Source organism: Photobacterium sp. DA100 (genome assembly GCF_029223585.1).
Classification (GTDB): Bacteria; Pseudomonadota; Gammaproteobacteria; order Enterobacterales; family Vibrionaceae; genus Photobacterium.
On record NZ_CP119424.1, the window covers coordinates 2,010,046 to 2,027,870 of the forward strand.

Here is a 17,825-nt window from a genome sequence, read left to right on the forward strand (position 1 = left end):
CTTTATCTAAACTAATTTTTATATTTTATGCGGGTTAATTTAATCAGCTTTTGCTGACTGCAAATTAATTTCATCAATTTGAGGTTCGGTGGATTTTTTCTGCTCGCGTTTATAGAGCATTGTCACAAGTACACCAACAAGGCCAACCATCATGCTGACAATAAAGTAGGCGTGGTATCCACCTTCATTGCCGTACAAATCCCACAAAATATTGTTCATCTCTGGAATGATGATATCTGGGATATAACCGACCACAGAAATAACGCCGATTGCTGTACCCATTATTGCCGCATCAATTTTTGACTGGCCGAGGAGAGACCAATAAGTTCCCCTAATGATATACGAGAATAGACCCGTAACCATTACAAGAGCGGTAATTAAGTAGGTTGGTAGTGTATTGGGTACCATGACTAAAGCACCTAAACAAATAACCCCTCCTAGAATACCGGCGGCAATAGTATTGGCCTGGCCAAGTTTATCCGCAAGGAAACCGCCTAGTACACCACCAATTGGACGCATCCATAGTAGGCCGACCATCATAGAGCCAACGGTTACAGCATCAAATCCCAATCCTGTTTGCAGGTAACCACCAATATAGTAACTAGTCCAAAAGATGGTGTAGCCAGCAAAGATGATCATACCGTGTAGGTAAACAAATTTGTTTTTAAATACTTTACCGATATCTGAAAGTTTGATTTTGCTTTCTTCACCAGAGCTTGCTGACGCCGCCGCTTCTTTATCTTCTTTTACAAAGATAATAATCAATACAGCAACAACAACCAGTGCAATAGAGTACATGTACACAACAGATTCAAGCGCGAGCTTTTTATCCGTGTATTCTAGACCGCCACCAAGCACTGAAGTGAATATCATTAGCGCGATACTCGCTAATGCCGCTTCAACTAGGCCCCGGCCACCATCAAGAATACCGAAAAAGCGCCCTTCCTCACCGTCTTTCGCCAGCATTTTGGTGATCTTCAAATGTGCGCCCCAGAAGGTAAACACAGAAGAGAATCCCCAAATACCAAAAATCAGTAGGACACTGGTGTAGCTAGGGACTTGTGCAAACCAGAAACCACCGGCTGCTGTACCTAATAAAGAAACCGCTAATAATTTCTTTGCCGAAAATTTGTCACACAGGACACCACTCGGAAAATATCCTATTAAAAATACAAAACCTAATATCGTATATATTGTGTTCATCTGTCCCATTGACATATTAAACACTTCTAAGATGGTTTCTTGGTACTGGGCTTTTAAATACACCAGAGGAAATATAGCGCCACCGGCTAGAATAACCAGTGCAAACTGAAAATACCTTGCTAAGTTATCTTTTTTCATATTATTGACCTTAAGTCTGCACTGGTTTACCAGAAATACAGAACTACTTTATTTCACGAAGGGTCACTCTTAAGGTGCAACCACAGGTAATTGCACCTCAAGGTTTTTACACAAACCGCTATTTTTTATATAAGTGTGTTTGTGCGCTGTCGAGCGGGCTTATTTCGAGAACTTGCTGAATACAGATTCTACCGCGTAAGCACCTGGATCTTTTGTCCCTGATAGGCTGTCGCTGTTCAGGTAAGAAGAACGTCCGGCTTTAGCACTGCTCATGTTTACGGTTGCTTCTGCCCCCGCTTTCGCTGCGTCAATGGCGGCATTAAAGCCTTGGTTGACCCAAGCTTCCAGAGCTGGGTGCAGTGCATCGATCATGGTACGATCACCCGGTTTGGCACCGCCATAAGCCATCATTTGACCTAGGCCTTCCTGCAGAGCTTTTGCTAGAGAGCCGTTTTGTTCAAAGTCGCGGCCTGCTGCGGTTAACATGATTGACAGCAGGACACCTGAAGACCCCCCCATTACTGATGTTAAGCAATCAGCAATCGTCGTTAGCAGCTTCGCATTGTCTTGTAGTGGAAGTTGGTTCGCTTCTAGTTGTGCTAGCACTTTACGCGCACCAGCAGCAAACGTTGAGCCGGTATCGCCATCACCGACAATAGAATCCAGGTGGTTCAGCTCTGCTTCGATATCAATCACAGACTGGCAGACTTTACGGAGCACCAAAGCCACTTCTTCGTCGTGAGATGGCTCGAATACCTTCTTCTTGATGAGGTTTTCACATTTCGTTACTGGAACTTCACGACGCGCAACCATGCCAGGCCATGCGTCTGCTTCCACGTCAGCAATCAACGCATTGACAACCTTATCGTCAAGCTGAATAGCAGAGATAGAGAAGCCTTTCATATCGATAGCAGTGACGAGTGAGCCTGTTACGATTAGCTGAGTGTTTTGACCAAGCTCTGATTCCATCACTTCTTTCGCTACGATGTTCATCTCAATCGGAGATAGACCGCCGAGGTTATTAAGAAGAATCGCATTTTCTTTGATTGGCTTAGCTTCAACGATCTTGCTTACCATAGTCGCAACAAGTGCTTTTGCCTGAGGCAGCTCAATCGTTTCGATACCAGGTTCACCGTGGATGCCTAGACCCAGCTCAGCTTTACCCAAAGCAATACGGTCGTTGCTTTCACCGGGTAGCGAACAACTCGTCAGCGCCACGCCAATCGAAGCGGTTTTTTCACACGCATCAACCGCTGCTTGCTTCACGTCTTCAAGCGTACCGCCATTCTCCGCAACATAACCCGCAACTTTCTGGACAAATAGCGTTCCTGCGATACCGCGTGGCTGTGGGTTGCCAGGAATCGAGATATCATCGCCAACAACAATCAGATCAACCTTACGGCCCATCTCTTTTGCTTTCTCGACGGCCAAGCCGAAGTTCAAGCGATCACCGGTGTAATTTTTGATGATAACCAAACAGCCAGCGTCACCGGTTACATGTAGGATAGCATTGAGTACCGCATCAACACTTGGTGCCGCAAACAGGTCACCGCACACAGCCGCGGTTAGCATGCCTTTCCCAACGAACCCTGCGTGCGCAGGCTCATGACCAGAACCGCCGCCACAAATTAGCGCAACCTTGTCTTTATTCCAGTCATTGCGCGCAACGACTTTAATGTCGTTGTCAAAATCCAAAAGAGTCAGGTTTTCTTTTTTCGCTGCGTACAGTGTTCCATGAATTGAATCGAGAACAAATGAATCTTTGGTATTTAAAATCAGATCAGACATCTTAAACCTTTAATAATATGGATAATCGAGTAAGTTAATTCACGTCACAGCGTGACTTTATTGGCCTAATTGATGTGCTGTCAGAATTGCAGCGTATACAGCGTCCGCGGTTACCGGGAATGGCATATTGTGGATCGTTTCACCTTCCGCGGTTGCACCTTCCGCCACCTCACGCAATTTGTCGTGGTTCAACTCTTTCACCCCCATGGCGAATAGGTTGGTCGGCAGTCCAACCGAGCGGCAGAAATCAAGAACGGTGTTGATTTCTTCCAATGGCGCATTTTCAAGAACAAGTTGAGTCAGCGTACCGAATGCGACTTTCTCACCATGGTACAGGTGGTGGCACTCTTCCAGCTTGGTCAGGCCATTGTGGATAGCATGCGCGGCTGCAAGGCCGCTGCTTTCAAAACCAATACCGCTCAGGTAGGTATTGGCCTCGATAATGTTTTCTAGGGCGGTGGTACTCACACCGTTTTCTGCCGCTACTTTTGCTTTCAGGCCGTCAGCAAGCAGGGTTTCGTAACAAAGCTTAGCCAGCGCTTGAGCCGAACGAGTTGGTGCACCGCCAGCCATTGTTGCCTTGCCAGACGTCATGTTTGCACGGGCTTCAAAATAAGTAGACAAAGCGTCACCCATGCCAGCAACGAGCAAACGCACTGGGGCTTTAGCAATGATCGCAGTGTCCATCACCACCATATTTGGGTTCTGCGGAAAGAGTAGGTACTCACTGAACTCACCTTCCGGCGTGTAAATCACAGCAAGCGCAGAAGTCGGGGCATCGGTTGAGGCAATGGTCGGAACAACAACAACAGGTACCTTCGCGTAGTACGCCACGGCCTTGGCGGTATCGAGAGTCTTACCACCACCAATACCAATGATGACGTCGTTCTGCTGGGAAGCGGCAATATCAATCAGGCGATCGATTTCCTGACGCGAACACTCGCCATTGAAGAGATCCATCGTGAGTGGCATTTGCTCTTTGTGGAAGCTATCTTTGACTGTGCCGCCAACCAAGCCTGTTACAAATTCATCAGCAATCGCAAGTGGGTTTTCACCAAGCGCTTTTACATAGCCAGCAATTGAGCCCAGTACGTTTTCACCTTGAACGTATTTACTTGGGCTAATAATAATTTTATCCATGAGCGTGGGACCTTCATTTGTGTTGTTTCAACGATAGGTGAATCCTAAATAACGAAGATCAGTATTGAGAAGAAATTGTCGCGCATTTTAAATTGAATTTTGATAGCCACATCAAATCTCTCCTCTTGGTACTTCTGCCAACGAGGAAAACAATAACCCAATCACATTTTAAGCTACGGCCTATTAATTTAGTTTCAAAATGAAACAACCACCAATAATTAAATGTTCCAATACGAAACATAAAGATTTAATTGATCCTCGTGTTTGAGATACCTACTATGAGCAAAGCCCTATGAATAAAAGCTGTCGAATCTAATCATGAAAAAGCTGATCAATAACGTTGAAGATATTGTTTTAGAACAAATTGCGGGGCTCGCCGCCTCACGCCCCGAGCTGAACATAAATCGCCACCCTTGCTATGTATGGCACGACCAATCTCCCGATCAAGTCGCCCTGGTATCCGGCGGCGCCTCCGGCCATGAGCCGATGCATGTCGGTTATGTGGGCAAAGGCATGCTGACCGGGGCCTGCCCAGGGGAAATATTTGTCCGTGCAACACCAGACCAGATATACGAATGCGCCAGCCAAGTCAGCAATGACAAAGGCGTGCTGTTCCTTATAAAAAACTACAAAGGTGACGGCAAGAACTTCAAACTTGCCGTTGAATTGCTCCATGCAGACGGCATAAAAGTCGGCTCGGTGCTTATTGATGACGACATTGCGGTACAGGATAGTTTGTACACCACAGGGCGCCGTGGCATTACGGGCACGGTGCTGGTAGAGAAGATCGTTGGTGCCGCCGCAGCGAAAGGCTACTCACTTGAGCAATGCGAAGAGCTGGGCCGTCGAGTAAACAACAACTGCCGCTCCATTAGCGTGGCGATGCGGGCCTGTGAGGTGCCGGCCGCGGGCCAGCCTTCTTTTGAACTGGCGGAGAACGAGGTCGAATTCGGGATCGGGATACATGGAGAGCCGGGCATTGAGCGCTTTGAGTTCACCAGTGCTGACGACTTGGTTGACAAAATGTTTATCGCACTGAAAGAGAACGTGGAATACAGTCGCACGCTGCGCATTTGGAACCGTGAAGAGGGGCTGTGGGAAGAAATTGAGTCCAGCATCGAGCCATTCGACGCAGAGCAGGACTACATCGCCATCGTCAACGGCCTTGGCAGCACTCCTCTTTCTGAATTATACCTTGCATACCGCCGCTTGGCCGAGTGCAGCAAGAAGGCCAATTTTCGCATCGCACGCAACCTAGTCGGCAACTATTGTACGGCTCTGAACATGGAAGGTATATCGATCACCCTACTAAAAGCAGATCAAGAAATGGTTGACCTATTTGATGCCCCTGTCGATACGGCGGCGCTCAAGTGGTAACACCTGCCCCAGCAAGGAGCCGAAGCAATGCAAATTGAAAAGCAGCACATCGTCAATTGGCTAGCACTTTGTGCGAGGACCTTTGACGAAAACCAGCAATTTCTCACCGATCTTGACCGTGATCTCGGTGACTCTGACCACGGTGTTAACCTTAACCGTGGTTTCAAAATCGTTGCCGAAAACCTGCCATTGGTAGAGAAACAGAACATTGCGACGATTTTGAAGAACACCGGAATGACGCTGCACTCCAATGTGGGAGGGGCCAGCGGTCCTCTGTATGGCACGCTGTTTGTCCGTGCGGCGGCAACAGTCGGCACGCGGGAACAACTCTCGTTTGACCAGCTTATCGATTCCCTGAAAAATGGCGTGGATGGTATTGTCTCCCGCGGTAAGGCGGGCGTGGGTGAAAAAACCATGTGCGATGTTTGGCTGCCTGTCCTTGAGGCCGCTAAGGCACAGTTAGCCGCCGGCTCACCGGTTGAAACGGCGCTTGACAAGATGGTGGAGACGGCGGAAAAAGGCGTCGTTGCGACCATCGAAATGCAAGCCCTTAAGGGGCGGGCCAGTTATTTGGGGGAACGCAGTATAGGCCATCAAGACCCGGGGGCGACGTCCTCCCTCATGATGATCAAGACTCTCGCCCAGGTGCTGAAAAGCCATTGATAAACGGTGGGGATTGACTAGGCAGCGTGATTAGGCACTATCTCGCTGCCAATGCAACTACATGCTAGTCAGACTCCATCATGTCGACCAGCTGGTACTTCTTCACCTTGCGCCACAGTGTTGTCCGCCCGATATCAAGTGCTTTTGCCATTTCCTGCATCCGCCCACCATATACCCTCCAGGCCTCAATGATCGCTTGCTTTTCAACATCTTCCAACGTCATAACAGAAATCGTCACCACCGATTCCTGCGGTGAGTAAAGCCTGATTTCATCCGGAATATCCTCAAGCTCGATATAGTTCGAGCTTCGGTTCAACAGGATGCGCTCAATGTGGTTCCTCAATTCAGAATTGTTCCCTGACCAGTGAAAGTTGAGCAACGCCTCCTTGACCTTTTTATCCACCTCGATAGCGACATGGTGCCTCTGCTCGTAGTTGCTGAGCAGTTTCAGGATCATGTGTTCAATGTCCTCTTTACGCTTTCTTATCGGTGGTACGTGCAGTTCATTGGCAGAAATATCGTAATAGAGTTGACGCGAGAATGATCCCTGAGAGACCTGGTCACCGATATTTACCGTCGTACTGGTGATCAGTTGAAACTTCACGCTAATCAACCGCTGGCTGTCACTGCGGCTGACCAAACCGGTCTTAAGCAATTTCAACAGAGCGGCTTGCAGCTCTGGACCTAGGAGCTCTATATTCTCGACATAAAGGGTACCGTTCTGTGCCAGTTCGAACTTGGATAGTTGTCCTTCGCCCTCATCAGAACCCAGCACATCTCGCAGTAGCTGGTGCGGATTGGTTGAGCGGCAGTTTAGGGTGATGAAGGGTCCTTCGCCGTAGGCACTCTCGTTGTGGATTGCCATCGCCAGCCCAGTCTTGCCAACCCCCTCCTCACCGGTGATCAGGATAGGCGCCTGAGTCTTTAGCGCACGGCGTGCCACTTTGATCACATGTTTCATCTGCTGGGAGACAACTGGCAAGCTGTCGAATGTATATTTGGCGCTACCCACGACTTGCTGCTGGATCATTTCGCGAAACTTGTCGAGCGGGTGGATAAAAAGCAAGTGAATCCCGTCAGAGATGCAGCGGTAAGTCACAATGGCTTCGATAAAACGGCCGTCAATCTCGAAGGTGGTCTGCCGGCGGCGCACCATTTCCCCTTGCTTGATACTGCTGAGGATATTGGGGGCAAAACGAATAACGGTAAAGATATCGCGCTCCAGTAGATCATTGCCATGCACACTCAGTAGCTTCTCGGTCTGGTGGCTGATGTAGGAGATCAAGTTCTCGCCATCCCAAGAGATAATACCGTCATCCATATATTCCAGTGCTGCGCTGTGGGCCGACTGAAGGCGGTTCATGTTTTCCTGCTCGTTTTGGATATGAAGCTGCAAGCTGACCTCTTTGGCGCACGAGGACGCGATAGCAAGATTCTCGCGCATGTACTCCCCGGCGTGCCTGACGAGCATAATCGTGCCGCGCAATTTACCAAATGTATCAATTACGGGTGCGGCAGCACTGGCTATGTCATGGAGCTCACGCTTGAAGTGGTCGCCAGCGAACACTTCGCAGGGCATATTGGTATCGATGGCGAAGCTCACCGCATTCGTCCCGATTTTATCCTCGCTCAAAAAGCAACCAACCTTGATCCCAAGCGCTTCCATCTTCGATTCAAGCTCGGGGTGACCGATAGTGAACATCACACAGCCATTATCATCTGTCACCAGCAGCAGTAACTTTTCCTCACGCAGCAGGTCGTATGTATCCTCAACAACAGTCACCGCACAGTTGATGACCCGTTCGGTGCGTCTCTTCAAAGAAGCGAGAGTGAAACCGGAAGCGATATGCGGCCTTGACCAGTCATAGGCATTCATCTGCTTGACACAGCGCTGCCAGGAATGGAATACCGGCGAATCCGAGAACTCTGGTGATACCCATTGGTGCTTTTGGAAAAACTCCCAGCGGGTTTTACTATCTTCGATCGAGAGCATTCAATTATCTTTACGTCATGGCTGCCAAACAGGGGGGAGTGTAATCGCTCAAGCCCTGTTTTTTTATCTGGTTCAATCACAATTATGGGACTGGGGTGGGTTTAATAACCATATTAGTAGAAAAAAGTGAAAGGAATGTCAGACAGCGTTCCATTTTGAAACAAAAAAGCCATCAAATCCGTTTCATATTGAAACACATCAAGATTGAATCAAAAATAAAAGTGATCGAGGTAATACTTTTTCACTTTTCGGTAGACGTTCTCGACGAGATTTGACATAAACCTCAAAGTTCGCCGCCCGATAATTGATAATTTCTTCGTAAACCTAACGTTCATATTTAGGATAGCCCTAACGTTGAAACATATTGAGGGGCACAATAATCATGAACACATTAAATAAACAGATTAACTATATAAAAAATAAAAAGATTTTAACTGCCGTACTGGTTGTGGCTGTCGAAATAACAACCACAAACAACCTTTGAAACCAATAATCGAGTTTAAAACATTATTTTTATTAAACTTATTCGTTTAATGACATTTAAAACCAATACTCCATAACTGGGATTAGCTCACAAATACAATATTGGCATGCCATTACTCACCTGCACACTTATGAAATCTATTTAATATTCAAGGTTTAGCCGGCAGTCAATTAGGTATATGAAATACAAGGTGAGCGTTAAGTGATTGGTTACCCACCAGTAACGGATTAACCCATGAACAACATATTACGCTATAAAATATTTCTTCCGCCACTCTTTGTTTTACTCTTCGCCGTACTAGCGAGTTTTTTTAATTTCCCCGCTTTTTTAACCGTGACAACCATATTAAATGATTGGATTTTAAATACTTTTGATTGGTTATTTTCGGCAGGGGCTTTTGTTATGGTAATAACCTGCGTAGCCGTGTTCTTATCCCCGCTGGGAGGGATGACGATCGGAGGAGATAATGCCAAGCCCATGCTGAGTAAGTGGCGCTGGGGATCGATTACAATCTGTACCACCACGGCAGCCGGCATGTTGTTTTGGGCGACCGCCGAGCCGCTTTATCACCTGCATACTCCCCCCCCGTCGATGGGTTTGACCCCGGGCAGCCCTCAAGCGGCAGAGTTTGCGCTATCAACCATGTATATGCACTGGTCGTTTACGCCCTTCGCCATCTATGCCGTTCCGGCGCTTTCGTTTGCGCTTGCCTTCCATAACCTGAGCAGCCGCTTCTCGATCAGCTCGGCACTACAGCCGGTGCTAGGGAAGCGGTACTCCGGCACAGTGGGAGGAACCGTGGACTCCATTTCAATGTTTGCCCTCGTGGCAGGGATGGCTTCGTCCCTGGGTACCGGCGCCCTGGTACTATCAAGCGGCATTGCCAAAGTGACCGGCTGGGCCAATAACACCATGCTGCTCGGGCTTGTTATCGCACTCATTGTGATCTGTTTTGTCGCCTCTTCGGTGTCAGGACTGCACAAAGGCATAGCACGACTATCGTCAATCAACACCTGCATCTTTGCCACCATCGCCCTCACCGCGTTTATATTCGGCCCGACCCAGGCGATCATCGCCAACGGCTGGCAAGCCCTGACAGACTATGCCTCCGAGTTCGTGACACGCAGCTTCTCGCTGCAACTCGCTGAAGGAGATAACTGGGCCAAGAGCTGGACAGTGTTCTACTGGGCAAACTGGTTAGGCTGGTCACCCATTGTGGCTCTGTTCCTCGGTAAAATCGCCCGTGGCCATACAGTCAGAGCATTCTTGGTCGTCAACCTCATTATCCCCGCCTCTTTCTCTTTGCTCTGGATGGCGATTTTCTCCGGGATGATCCTGGAGTTGGATCTCAGCAGCAACGGCGCTTTCTATGCCCTGCTCAATGAGAGCGGTCCAGGGGCTGTGGTTTACGGCCTGCTTGAGCAACTTCCAGTCTCATCGGTCCTGATCGGGATGTTCATTTTTATCGCTTTCTTGGCCTATGTCACCGCCGCTGATTCAAATACTGAAGCCATCTCTTCGCTGTGTATGGAAGCCAATCATACGGAGCAGAAGGAAGCAGCCGCGATAAAAGCCCGGCTGAAAGTCATGTGGGGCACTATTATCGCACTCGTTGCTTGGTTCATGACGGCATTCTCGGGTATCGACGGCATAAAAATGATGTCCAACCTAGGCGGGCTTCCTGCCTTATTTGTCGTGATCACGATGAATGCAGCCCTACTGGTATGGCTCTATCAAAGCTTTATAGAATGGCTAGCGCCAACCCGGCAGCATAAAATCAGCCTCAGAGGTTGAGCACTGTTTTCACCGCCTGCCCAGACCCGACCGGGGCCGGCGGTTTTTACGTTCACAATCCAATTTCAAAGCAAAACCTAAATCCCATAATCTCTGCTAGGCGCTTGAAAAACATGAGCTCTAGATTTAGCTTCAATAACAAACGCCTTCGCCGGAACTCGCTATGTTTACCCTCGAACAAATATCAGCTTTCACCGCTGTTTACCAACACGGCTCATACAGTGCCGCCGCCAGGGTACTGGACAAGGACCGGACCACCGTCAGGGAGCATGTGATCAGCCTCGAGGATAACCTCGGGCTGCCGCTGTTCACCATTGTCGGGCGCAGCGCCAGACCCACCGAGTTGGCCCACCGGTTATATCCGCGGGCCGAAATTCTCGCCCGCCAGGTACAGGAGTTTACCCTGACCGCACTGGCGGCGTTTGATCAGACACTCACCACCCTCAACATCTATCACGACGTGCTGTTGCCGGCGAGTATGGTGATCCAGATAGAGCGCCAAGCCGCAGAGCATTTCCCGCAGATCCAACTCAACTGGCTCCACCGTAACCGTGATGAGACCCTCAATGACTTGGTGTCGGGCGAGGCCCAGCTGGCCATCATGCCCCACCGCAACAAGCTGATCCCGGAAAAACAAATTGGGTACCGCAGCCTCGGCATGCTGCCGCTGTCGATTTATGTCGGCCAACACCACCCCTTGGCAACACAACCCGAGGTGGCGATAAAAGATCTCCAACTCAATAAGCAATACATCAGTGAAAACCATTTGCGGGCAGGGATCGACATGATGAAAATCTCGCCTCACCAGCACATCATCAGCAACAATGACGTGCTGATTGCACTGCTTAGGCACCAGGGGTGGGCGGTACTGTCGCGGATTTTTGCCGAAGAGTATGTCGAAAAGGGCGACTTGGTAGAACTGACTCTGACCGACGTCGTCAATGCCCACCGCCACGGGCTGACCCTGTATTATCCGACCCAGCTAGAAAGTGATACCACGATAGGCCAGTTCATCGACTGGTTCACCGATTATGCTCGGCAATATATGGGCTGACGCTAGGCTCTGACTTTGAATTCAAAATTATAAAAATCGCTGCGACAGATAGCCGAACCATATTCCAGCACCTGCCCCTTGCTATCCTGGCTTTTCAGGACAATTTTCATCAGCGGGGAACTTGGCGGGATCTCCAGCATCCGGGCCTCTTCAGGGCTCGGCGTGTAAATGCTCAGTGAATAATCCTGATCGTAGGGCTTGATACCCTGATCTCGCCAATGGGCATACAAAGATCCCTCCAGTAAATCTGGGCGGGGCAAGAAGCACTCGGGGATGTACATGGTTTCGATAGAAACCGGCATGCCATCGACCAAACGAACCCGCTTGATCTTCGAAATCATCTCCCCTTCAGTAAGGTTTAACTCGCTGGCGATAGATGATGGTGCTTCCAGCAACTCTCTCGTCAACCAACGGTTGGAAACCTCGCCTTTGCGCTGCAACTGAGAAGAGAAGCCCCCGCCGGACAAATTGTAATGAACCGGCAAATTCACCAAGGTCCCTTTTCCGTGCTTTTTCACTACCACGCCCTGCTCATGCAGCAAAGCCAAGGCTTTAACCACAGTCACCCGGGATACCCCAAGCGCTTGGGACATTTTCCGCTCTGAGGGCAGTGCAGTGCCATGGGTAAGCAATTTATCTGCTATCGCTTTTTCAATGGCCTGTTGAAGCTGCAGGTACAAAGGGGTTGAGACGCTGGCATCCAATGCCTCTTTCATCTGCGCAAGAAGTTGCTGTTCCAAACCATACCGCCTAAATCAAAATGCTGACATAACTAAAATCATTAGGATAGTACCAAAGTGTGAGGTCTAAATCACATTGGCGACCAAAAGGAATTTAACTGGACTTAAAGTGGACTTATCATACTATGCAAAGTCTATTCATTACCGTGATACTCCGGAGAAAACACCATGAGCCACACAGGTCAACCACCAATGGCATCGACTGAAAACCGCATTTTAGGCTGCCTATACGGCCAAGCAATCGGCGACGCAATGGGCATGCCGTCTGAGCTGTGGACCAAGAATAAGGTTGTCGACTACTTTGGCTGGATTGATGACTTCCTGCCTGGCCCTGAAGAAAACATCGCAGCCAACGAGTTCAACGCCGGTGAGTTTACCGATGATACCAGCCAGTGTGTTGCCTTAATGGACGCTGTTATCGAAGCCGACGGCAAGCTGGATCCACTGCTGATTGCCAAGCACATCATGGTCTGGGCGAAACGAATCAATGCCTTTGAAAAAAACATCCTTGGCCCGACGTCAAAAGCTGCGCTTACCGCGATAGACCAAGGCCGCTCCGTTGAAGAGATTGAAGCCAACGGCGTAACCAATGGCTCAGCCATGCGTGTCTCCCCGGTCGGTTGCCTGTTACCAACCGATGACAAACAAGCGTTTATCGAGGGTATCCGGCTGTCGTGCCTCCCTACCCACAAGTCTGATATTGCCATTGCCGGCGCAGCAGTTGTGGGTTGGGCGATCAGCAGGGCGATAGAAGGTGCGCCATGGCACCTAATCAAAGATGAGATCATTTGCCTTGCCAATAACACACAGCGCCAGCATGAGTCCACTTTCAGTCCACTCCTTGGAAAGCGAATAAAATACGCACTCTGTGTAGTTGAAAGCCAACATGACCCCAAACAAGCCCTCAATGATCTTTACGAAATGGTTGGGGCGGGGATGGATATCATCGAGTCGATCCCCAGCGCCATCGCCCTTGTCGAGCTGGCAGGTACAGAGCCAATGCGCTGTGCCGAGCTGGCGGCCAACCTAGGCGGAGACACCGACACTATCGGTGCCATGGCGACAGCCATTTGCGGCGCGCTCAATGGTATTGATGCCTTCGCCCCACAGCATATCGCATTGATTAACAGTGCTAACCAAATTGACTTTGCGCCATATGCCAAAGCCCTGGCCTCTTTCCGCCACGGCCAATAAACCAATTGGAACCATCAAGACTTCACACTAAGGACTGCAGCATGAGTAACAAAGATGTACTAACCGGGCAAGCCCCGAGCCACGCCCCCAGCCAAGATGCCAGTATCGAAGAGCTTGGTATCGCCAAAGTGCCATCCAGCCAACAGACCAAGAAGCCTGCTGAGCTGTTCTTTGTCTGGTGTGCCGCCAACATCGGTATCCTCGGCGTGGTCTATGGCGCGATTATCGTGTCTTTCGGCCTGTCATTTTTCCAGTCACTGTTGGCAGCCATTGCCGGTGTGGCCTCATTTGCATTGGTCGGGATGTCCAGCATTGCGGGTAAAATTGGCCGCACCACCACCCTGACCCTATCTCGCTCTAGCTTTGGTAAAAAAGGGAACATTGCACCCACCTCGTTTTGCTGGATCAACCTTATGGGTTGGGAAGCGGTCAACATTATTACCGGTACCCTAACCCTGGCAGCCCTGTTTGCAGCCCTGGGTTTTGCTGAAACCACCATGACAACCGTGATTTCTTTGATCCTGTTTGGCGGACTGACAGTGCTAGTGAGCATGCTAGGGCAAAACACGGTGCTGATGATGCAAAAGTGGATCACCCGTACTTTCGGGGCCATGACCTTGTTTGTGGTTCTTTACCTGATGGCAACGGCAGATTGGGAAACCATCATGGCCCTACCTTCCGGTAGCTGGATCACCGGCTTCCTGCCAGCTGTCTCTATCATCGCCGCAGGTACGGGGATCAGCTGGGCTATCGCCGGCGCAGACTACAGCCGTGACCAAAGCCCTTCTTCAAGCCATCAGGGTATTTTCAACTCCGTGGTTGGTGGCGCTGCGCTTCCACTCATCATGTTGATGCTGACAGGTATCTTGCTGACCGCCCAAATTCCGGACTTGGCTTCACACGAAAACCCAATTTCAGCGATTGGCCGCCTGCTGCCTTCATGGATGGCAGTCCCTTACCTGGCCGCAGCCGTTGCGGGTATTGTTACCATTGCGGTTTTAAGCCTCTACTCTGCAAGCCTTAACCTGCTAAGCATGGGGATCAAGCTCAAGCAGCGCACAGCTGTTGCTCTGGATGCAGTTCTGGTGCTAGGTGTCGCCCTGTACGTCTTGTTTGTTTCCGGTGATTTCCTGGGGCCGTTTATTTCCTTCTTGGTCTTCTGTGGCGTATTCCTAGCCGCATGGGCAGCCATCTTCATGACGGACTTCTTCACCAAGCACCGCTACTCAGGCTACAGCGACGAAGAATTGTTCGGCGATACCGGCACCAATAAACCGACCCTGGCATGTTGGGTGGTGGGTTCACTGTCCGGCTTGATGGTGTCCAATACCGGCTTCATCGACGGCCCGTTTGCTGTCGGTATTTTTGCCGACTCCAGCCTTGGCTTGTTCATCTCGTTCTTGGTCAGCATGGTGTTGTATCGCCTCACCCTCAAGAAGAACGCATAAGGTAACGCTATGATTGACGTTCAAGCACTATCGCAACAGCGCCCGGCCATCGTGGTCGGCGCAGCCTTCGGCGACGTTATGCTTGGCCTTGATTGCCTTCCAACTAGCGGCGGTGATGTGGTCGCCCAAGAGCAAGGTAGGCAAATTGGTGGCTGCGCCTTTAATGTTGCCAGGGCTTTGAGCCGGTTGGCACTATCGCCAATCAATGCGATCCCGGTTGGCAATGGTTCGTGGGGGCAGTTGGTCGAAACCGAGATGGATAAAGAAGGGCTGCCTGTTATCCTGCGCCACCCTACCCATGATAATGGATGGTGTATCGCCATGGTCGAGCCCAGCAAAGAAAGGACCTTTATTACCGTCGATGGCTGCGAGCAATTCTGGAGTGAGGAATTGTTAGCCCAGATCCCGGCACCAGAGAATGCCATCGTCTATGTCTCCGGGTATGAGCTTGTCAGCCCTCAGAGCGAGCCCTTGCGCCAGTGGCTACTGGGCTTAAGCGACGATAAAACATTGTTTGTCGATTTTGGCCCGCGGTTGGCTGATATTGAACCGGCATTTGTCGAAAAGCTATTGGCCAAGCGCCCGGTACTGACGCTAAACCGTGATGAATTGGCTCTTTTGCAAGGCACAGAAGCCTCAACGGAAGACGCTGTCAGCAACGCACAATCTTTTGCCAAGTGCCATAACCTTGCCGTGATTTGCCGTTTTGACAAAGAAGGGGCGCATGTCTGTGAACCTGAGTTAGAGCCAGTTTACATTCCGGCTTATCAGGTCGATGTCGCTGATACGATTGCGGCCGGTGATAGCCATTGTGCCGGGGTCATTGCCGGCCTCGCCACGGGCTTACCGCTAAGCACAGCAACCCAGCTTGGCAATATGGTCGCCGCCATTGTGGTCAGCAAGCCAGGCTCCGATGGCGCCCCGAACCGGCAGGAGCTTACCGCTTTCCAAGCGAGCAAACGTCATGATAGCCAATAGGTAAGCAAGAAGCGTTTAACCAAAAAATAGGCCAGCAATAATTGCTGGCTTTTTTTGTTCATTGGCTAGCCCCTGGCACGCTCGCGGTATGCCTCGGGTGTTTGTCCAGTCCAATTGGCAGGTTAGCGAACCATCACTCCCTTCACCTCCCCCGTTTTTATCAAGTGATGCTCAAGCTCCTCTAATGAAGAGAATCTACCATTTGCCACGGCAAAACGAGGATCATCAATACTGTCCGGTACAGCAAACGTCGTCATGCCTGCCGCTAAGCCTGCAATCATACCTGTCACGCTGTCTTCAATCACCACACACTGGTTAGCAGCAACATCCAATTTTTGAGCTGCTGTCAGATACACGGATGGATGGGGCTTGCCGTATTCTTCATTGTCGGCACTGCAAACCACCGAAAAATATTTGCGGATATTCAGGGTATCAAGCACCGCCTCAATTATCGGCCTGCTCGATGAGGTTGCCAGCGCAATTTTCACTCTGGCACCCTGCAGCGTTTGTAGTAGTGATACAACCCCTAACTTCGGCTCTCCATGCTGGCGAATAAGTGCAACAACGGCTTGCATGATACTAACCTGCAGTTCTTCCGATGGTATATCCAGGCTAAAGTGCTGACACCATATTTTGGCAATGTCATCCAATCGGCGGCCCATGGTCAGGCGAATACAATCCTCAGCCGTAGCTGTCACCCCGAAGCCGGCCAGTACTTCCACCTGTGCCTGACGCCAATAAGGTTCGGAGTCAATTAGCACTCCATCCATATCAAAGATGACTGCGTTTTTTTGCATGGCACTTACCTACTAAATCATTTGATAAGGCATCCTAGAACGGTATCAAACGGCAATAAAGAGAAGAGTTCATGCCTATGGCTTTCCCCCTTTCTACCATCACAGAGTCTTTTTCCGCACCGCCTGCAAAATGGATTTCACTACCCAACCTTAGCAATTCCCTATATTATCTAGGGATACCTCCAAAAGATAATACAATATGACCACTAAAAACTTCGAACAGGCAGCCACCGAGCTGCTCAGCCGCCGCGTAGCCGGCACCAAAGCGCCTCGCCTTGACGAGCAGCAGCGACCAGCCAACGTCGATGACGCCCTGAAAATCCAATCTTCGATGATTGACCAACACAGCGACAAAGTCGGTGGTTGGAAGTGCTTACTACCGCTTTCAGACGAGCAATTTGTAGTGGCGCCTATCTTTGCCGATACCATTCAAAAAGGAGCAGCTCAGCAAGGTAACAACTGTGCACTGTTCGCCGACAACAATGTCGTTCGCATCGAGCCAGAAATCGCCTTTATCCTGAACAAGGATCTACCAGCGAACCCTGAAGGTTACAGCGAAGCACAAATCAATGATGCAATTGGCCCATGTCATATGGCACTGGAGCTGATGCAGGCACGCTTTGCCGACGACAGCGGCGCCGAGTTCTTCGAGAAACTGGCAGACTGCCTGGTCAACCAAGGAATGTTTATTGGCCCGGAAATCGATCGTGAAAAAGCGTTCGCAGCAGCGAAGATTGATATCAGCGTGAGCCAAGGTGAGCAAGTACAAACGTTCGCGGGCGAGCACCCGAACTCGCTTGCGCAAAACCCAGTCTACTGGCTGATCAACTACATGACCCGCCGTGGCATGCATTTCGCGGCAGGTGAAGCCATTATCACCGGTTCATACTGCGGAATTGTTGAAGTCGAGTTTGATAAACCAACGACCATCAAATACGACGGCATCGGTGAGTACCAAGTGACTTTCAAAGAGAAAGCATAAGACAAAATGCGGGAGCCTAACTCCCGCATGTTTACTATTTCAACACCCACCA

At 50.0% G+C, this 17,825-nt stretch carries 14 protein-coding genes; 8 read left to right on the forward strand and 6 right to left on the reverse strand.

Annotated features, from left to right (window positions below; genetic code table 11):
* Positions 1 to 39: 39 nt before the first annotated feature.
* From PTW35_RS26705 to PTW35_RS26715, 3 genes are all read right to left on the reverse strand, one after another.
* Complete coding sequence (locus PTW35_RS26705) at positions 40 to 1,341, reverse strand: MFS transporter (RefSeq protein WP_281028218.1); 1,302 nt, start codon at positions 1,339 to 1,341, stop codon at positions 40 to 42.
* Positions 1,342 to 1,500: 159 nt separating this feature from the next.
* Entirely contained in the window at positions 1,501 to 3,129 is a 1,629-nt protein-coding gene (locus PTW35_RS26710) for a dihydroxyacetone kinase subunit DhaK (protein WP_281028219.1), read from the reverse strand.
* Positions 3,130 to 3,186: 57 nt separating this feature from the next.
* A complete protein-coding gene (locus tag PTW35_RS26715) occupies positions 3,187 to 4,269 on the reverse strand; it encodes a glycerol dehydrogenase (RefSeq protein ID WP_281028220.1) in 1,083 nt (360 codons plus the stop codon).
* Positions 4,270 to 4,587: 318 nt separating this feature from the next.
* Between PTW35_RS26715 and dhaK the strand changes: the two genes are divergently transcribed.
* Both dhaK and dhaL read left to right on the forward strand, forming a co-directional pair.
* A complete protein-coding gene (gene dhaK, locus PTW35_RS26720; protein WP_281028221.1) occupies positions 4,588 to 5,646 on the forward strand; it encodes a dihydroxyacetone kinase subunit DhaK in 1,059 nt (352 codons plus the stop codon).
* Positions 5,647 to 5,673: 27 nt separating this feature from the next.
* Positions 5,674 to 6,309, forward strand: coding sequence for a dihydroxyacetone kinase subunit DhaL (dhaL, locus tag PTW35_RS26725; protein ID WP_281028222.1), 636 nt, complete (start codon positions 5,674 to 5,676; stop codon positions 6,307 to 6,309).
* A 64-nt stretch (positions 6,310 to 6,373) separates the two neighbouring features.
* On the opposite strand, the gene dhaR is transcribed toward dhaL, so the two are convergent.
* Positions 6,374 to 8,302, reverse strand: coding sequence for a dihydroxyacetone kinase operon transcriptional regulator DhaR (gene dhaR / locus PTW35_RS26730; RefSeq protein ID WP_281028223.1), 1,929 nt, complete (start codon positions 8,300 to 8,302; stop codon positions 6,374 to 6,376).
* Between the two features lie 718 nt (positions 8,303 to 9,020).
* Between dhaR and PTW35_RS26735 the strand changes: the two genes are divergently transcribed.
* Both PTW35_RS26735 and PTW35_RS26740 read left to right on the forward strand, forming a co-directional pair.
* Positions 9,021 to 10,580, forward strand: a complete 1,560-nt coding sequence (locus tag PTW35_RS26735) for a BCCT family transporter (protein ID WP_281028224.1) — start codon at positions 9,021 to 9,023, stop codon at positions 10,578 to 10,580.
* A gap of 163 nt (positions 10,581 to 10,743) precedes the next feature.
* Positions 10,744 to 11,634, forward strand: coding sequence for a LysR family transcriptional regulator (locus PTW35_RS26740; protein WP_281028225.1), 891 nt, complete (start codon positions 10,744 to 10,746; stop codon positions 11,632 to 11,634).
* A 2-nt stretch (positions 11,635 to 11,636) separates the two neighbouring features.
* Here the strand turns inward: PTW35_RS26740 and PTW35_RS26745 are convergent, their stop codons facing one another.
* Positions 11,637 to 12,374: a GntR family transcriptional regulator gene (locus PTW35_RS26745; RefSeq protein ID WP_281028226.1), complete on the reverse strand. Its 738-nt coding sequence runs from the start codon at positions 12,372 to 12,374 to the stop codon at positions 11,637 to 11,639.
* A gap of 168 nt (positions 12,375 to 12,542) precedes the next feature.
* Between PTW35_RS26745 and PTW35_RS26750 the strand changes: the two genes are divergently transcribed.
* From PTW35_RS26750 to PTW35_RS26760, 3 genes are read left to right on the forward strand one after another with little or no spacing between them, the layout of a single operon-like run.
* The gene (locus tag PTW35_RS26750; RefSeq protein ID WP_281028227.1) at positions 12,543 to 13,568 is read left to right on the forward strand and encodes an ADP-ribosylglycohydrolase family protein; all 1,026 of its coding nucleotides are present in this window, start codon (positions 12,543 to 12,545) and stop codon (positions 13,566 to 13,568) included.
* Between the two features lie 41 nt (positions 13,569 to 13,609).
* Positions 13,610 to 15,016 (forward strand): cytosine permease, encoded by a 1,407-nt coding sequence (locus PTW35_RS26755; protein WP_281028228.1) that lies wholly within the window; start codon positions 13,610 to 13,612, stop codon positions 15,014 to 15,016.
* Between the two features lie 9 nt (positions 15,017 to 15,025).
* Complete coding sequence (locus PTW35_RS26760) at positions 15,026 to 15,994, forward strand: PfkB family carbohydrate kinase (protein WP_281028229.1); 969 nt, start codon at positions 15,026 to 15,028, stop codon at positions 15,992 to 15,994.
* A gap of 122 nt (positions 15,995 to 16,116) precedes the next feature.
* On the opposite strand, the gene hxpB is transcribed toward PTW35_RS26760, so the two are convergent.
* Positions 16,117 to 16,791, reverse strand: coding sequence for a hexitol phosphatase HxpB (gene hxpB / locus PTW35_RS26765; RefSeq protein WP_281028230.1), 675 nt, complete (start codon positions 16,789 to 16,791; stop codon positions 16,117 to 16,119).
* A gap of 199 nt (positions 16,792 to 16,990) precedes the next feature.
* Between hxpB and PTW35_RS26770 the strand changes: the two genes are divergently transcribed.
* Positions 16,991 to 17,773, forward strand: coding sequence for a hydratase (locus tag PTW35_RS26770; RefSeq protein ID WP_281028231.1), 783 nt, complete (start codon positions 16,991 to 16,993; stop codon positions 17,771 to 17,773).
* The last annotated feature ends 52 nt before the right edge of the window (positions 17,774 to 17,825 follow it).

What these genes read in the sequence shown, in the direction of transcription:
- PTW35_RS26705 (WP_281028218.1), bottom strand. Translation starts at nt 1,341, where the DNA reads ATGAAAAAAGATAACTTAGCAAGGTATTTTCAGTTTGCACTGGTTATT.
- PTW35_RS26710 (WP_281028219.1), bottom strand. Translation starts at nt 3,129, where the DNA reads ATGTCTGATCTGATTTTAAATACCAAAGATTCATTTGTTCTCGATTCA.
- PTW35_RS26715 (WP_281028220.1), bottom strand. Translation starts at nt 4,269, where the DNA reads ATGGATAAAATTATTATTAGCCCAAGTAAATACGTTCAAGGTGAAAAC.
- dhaK (WP_281028221.1), top strand. Translation starts at nt 4,588, where the DNA reads ATGAAAAAGCTGATCAATAACGTTGAAGATATTGTTTTAGAACAAATT.
- dhaL (WP_281028222.1), top strand. Translation starts at nt 5,674, where the DNA reads ATGCAAATTGAAAAGCAGCACATCGTCAATTGGCTAGCACTTTGTGCG.
- dhaR (WP_281028223.1), bottom strand. Translation starts at nt 8,302, where the DNA reads ATGCTCTCGATCGAAGATAGTAAAACCCGCTGGGAGTTTTTCCAAAAG.
- PTW35_RS26735 (WP_281028224.1), top strand. Translation starts at nt 9,021, where the DNA reads ATGAACAACATATTACGCTATAAAATATTTCTTCCGCCACTCTTTGTT.
- PTW35_RS26740 (WP_281028225.1), top strand. Translation starts at nt 10,744, where the DNA reads ATGTTTACCCTCGAACAAATATCAGCTTTCACCGCTGTTTACCAACAC.
- PTW35_RS26750 (WP_281028227.1), top strand. Translation starts at nt 12,543, where the DNA reads ATGAGCCACACAGGTCAACCACCAATGGCATCGACTGAAAACCGCATT.
- PTW35_RS26755 (WP_281028228.1), top strand. Translation starts at nt 13,610, where the DNA reads ATGAGTAACAAAGATGTACTAACCGGGCAAGCCCCGAGCCACGCCCCC.
- PTW35_RS26760 (WP_281028229.1), top strand. Translation starts at nt 15,026, where the DNA reads ATGATTGACGTTCAAGCACTATCGCAACAGCGCCCGGCCATCGTGGTC.
- hxpB (WP_281028230.1), bottom strand. Translation starts at nt 16,791, where the DNA reads ATGCAAAAAAACGCAGTCATCTTTGATATGGATGGAGTGCTAATTGAC.
- PTW35_RS26770 (WP_281028231.1), top strand. Translation starts at nt 16,991, where the DNA reads ATGACCACTAAAAACTTCGAACAGGCAGCCACCGAGCTGCTCAGCCGC.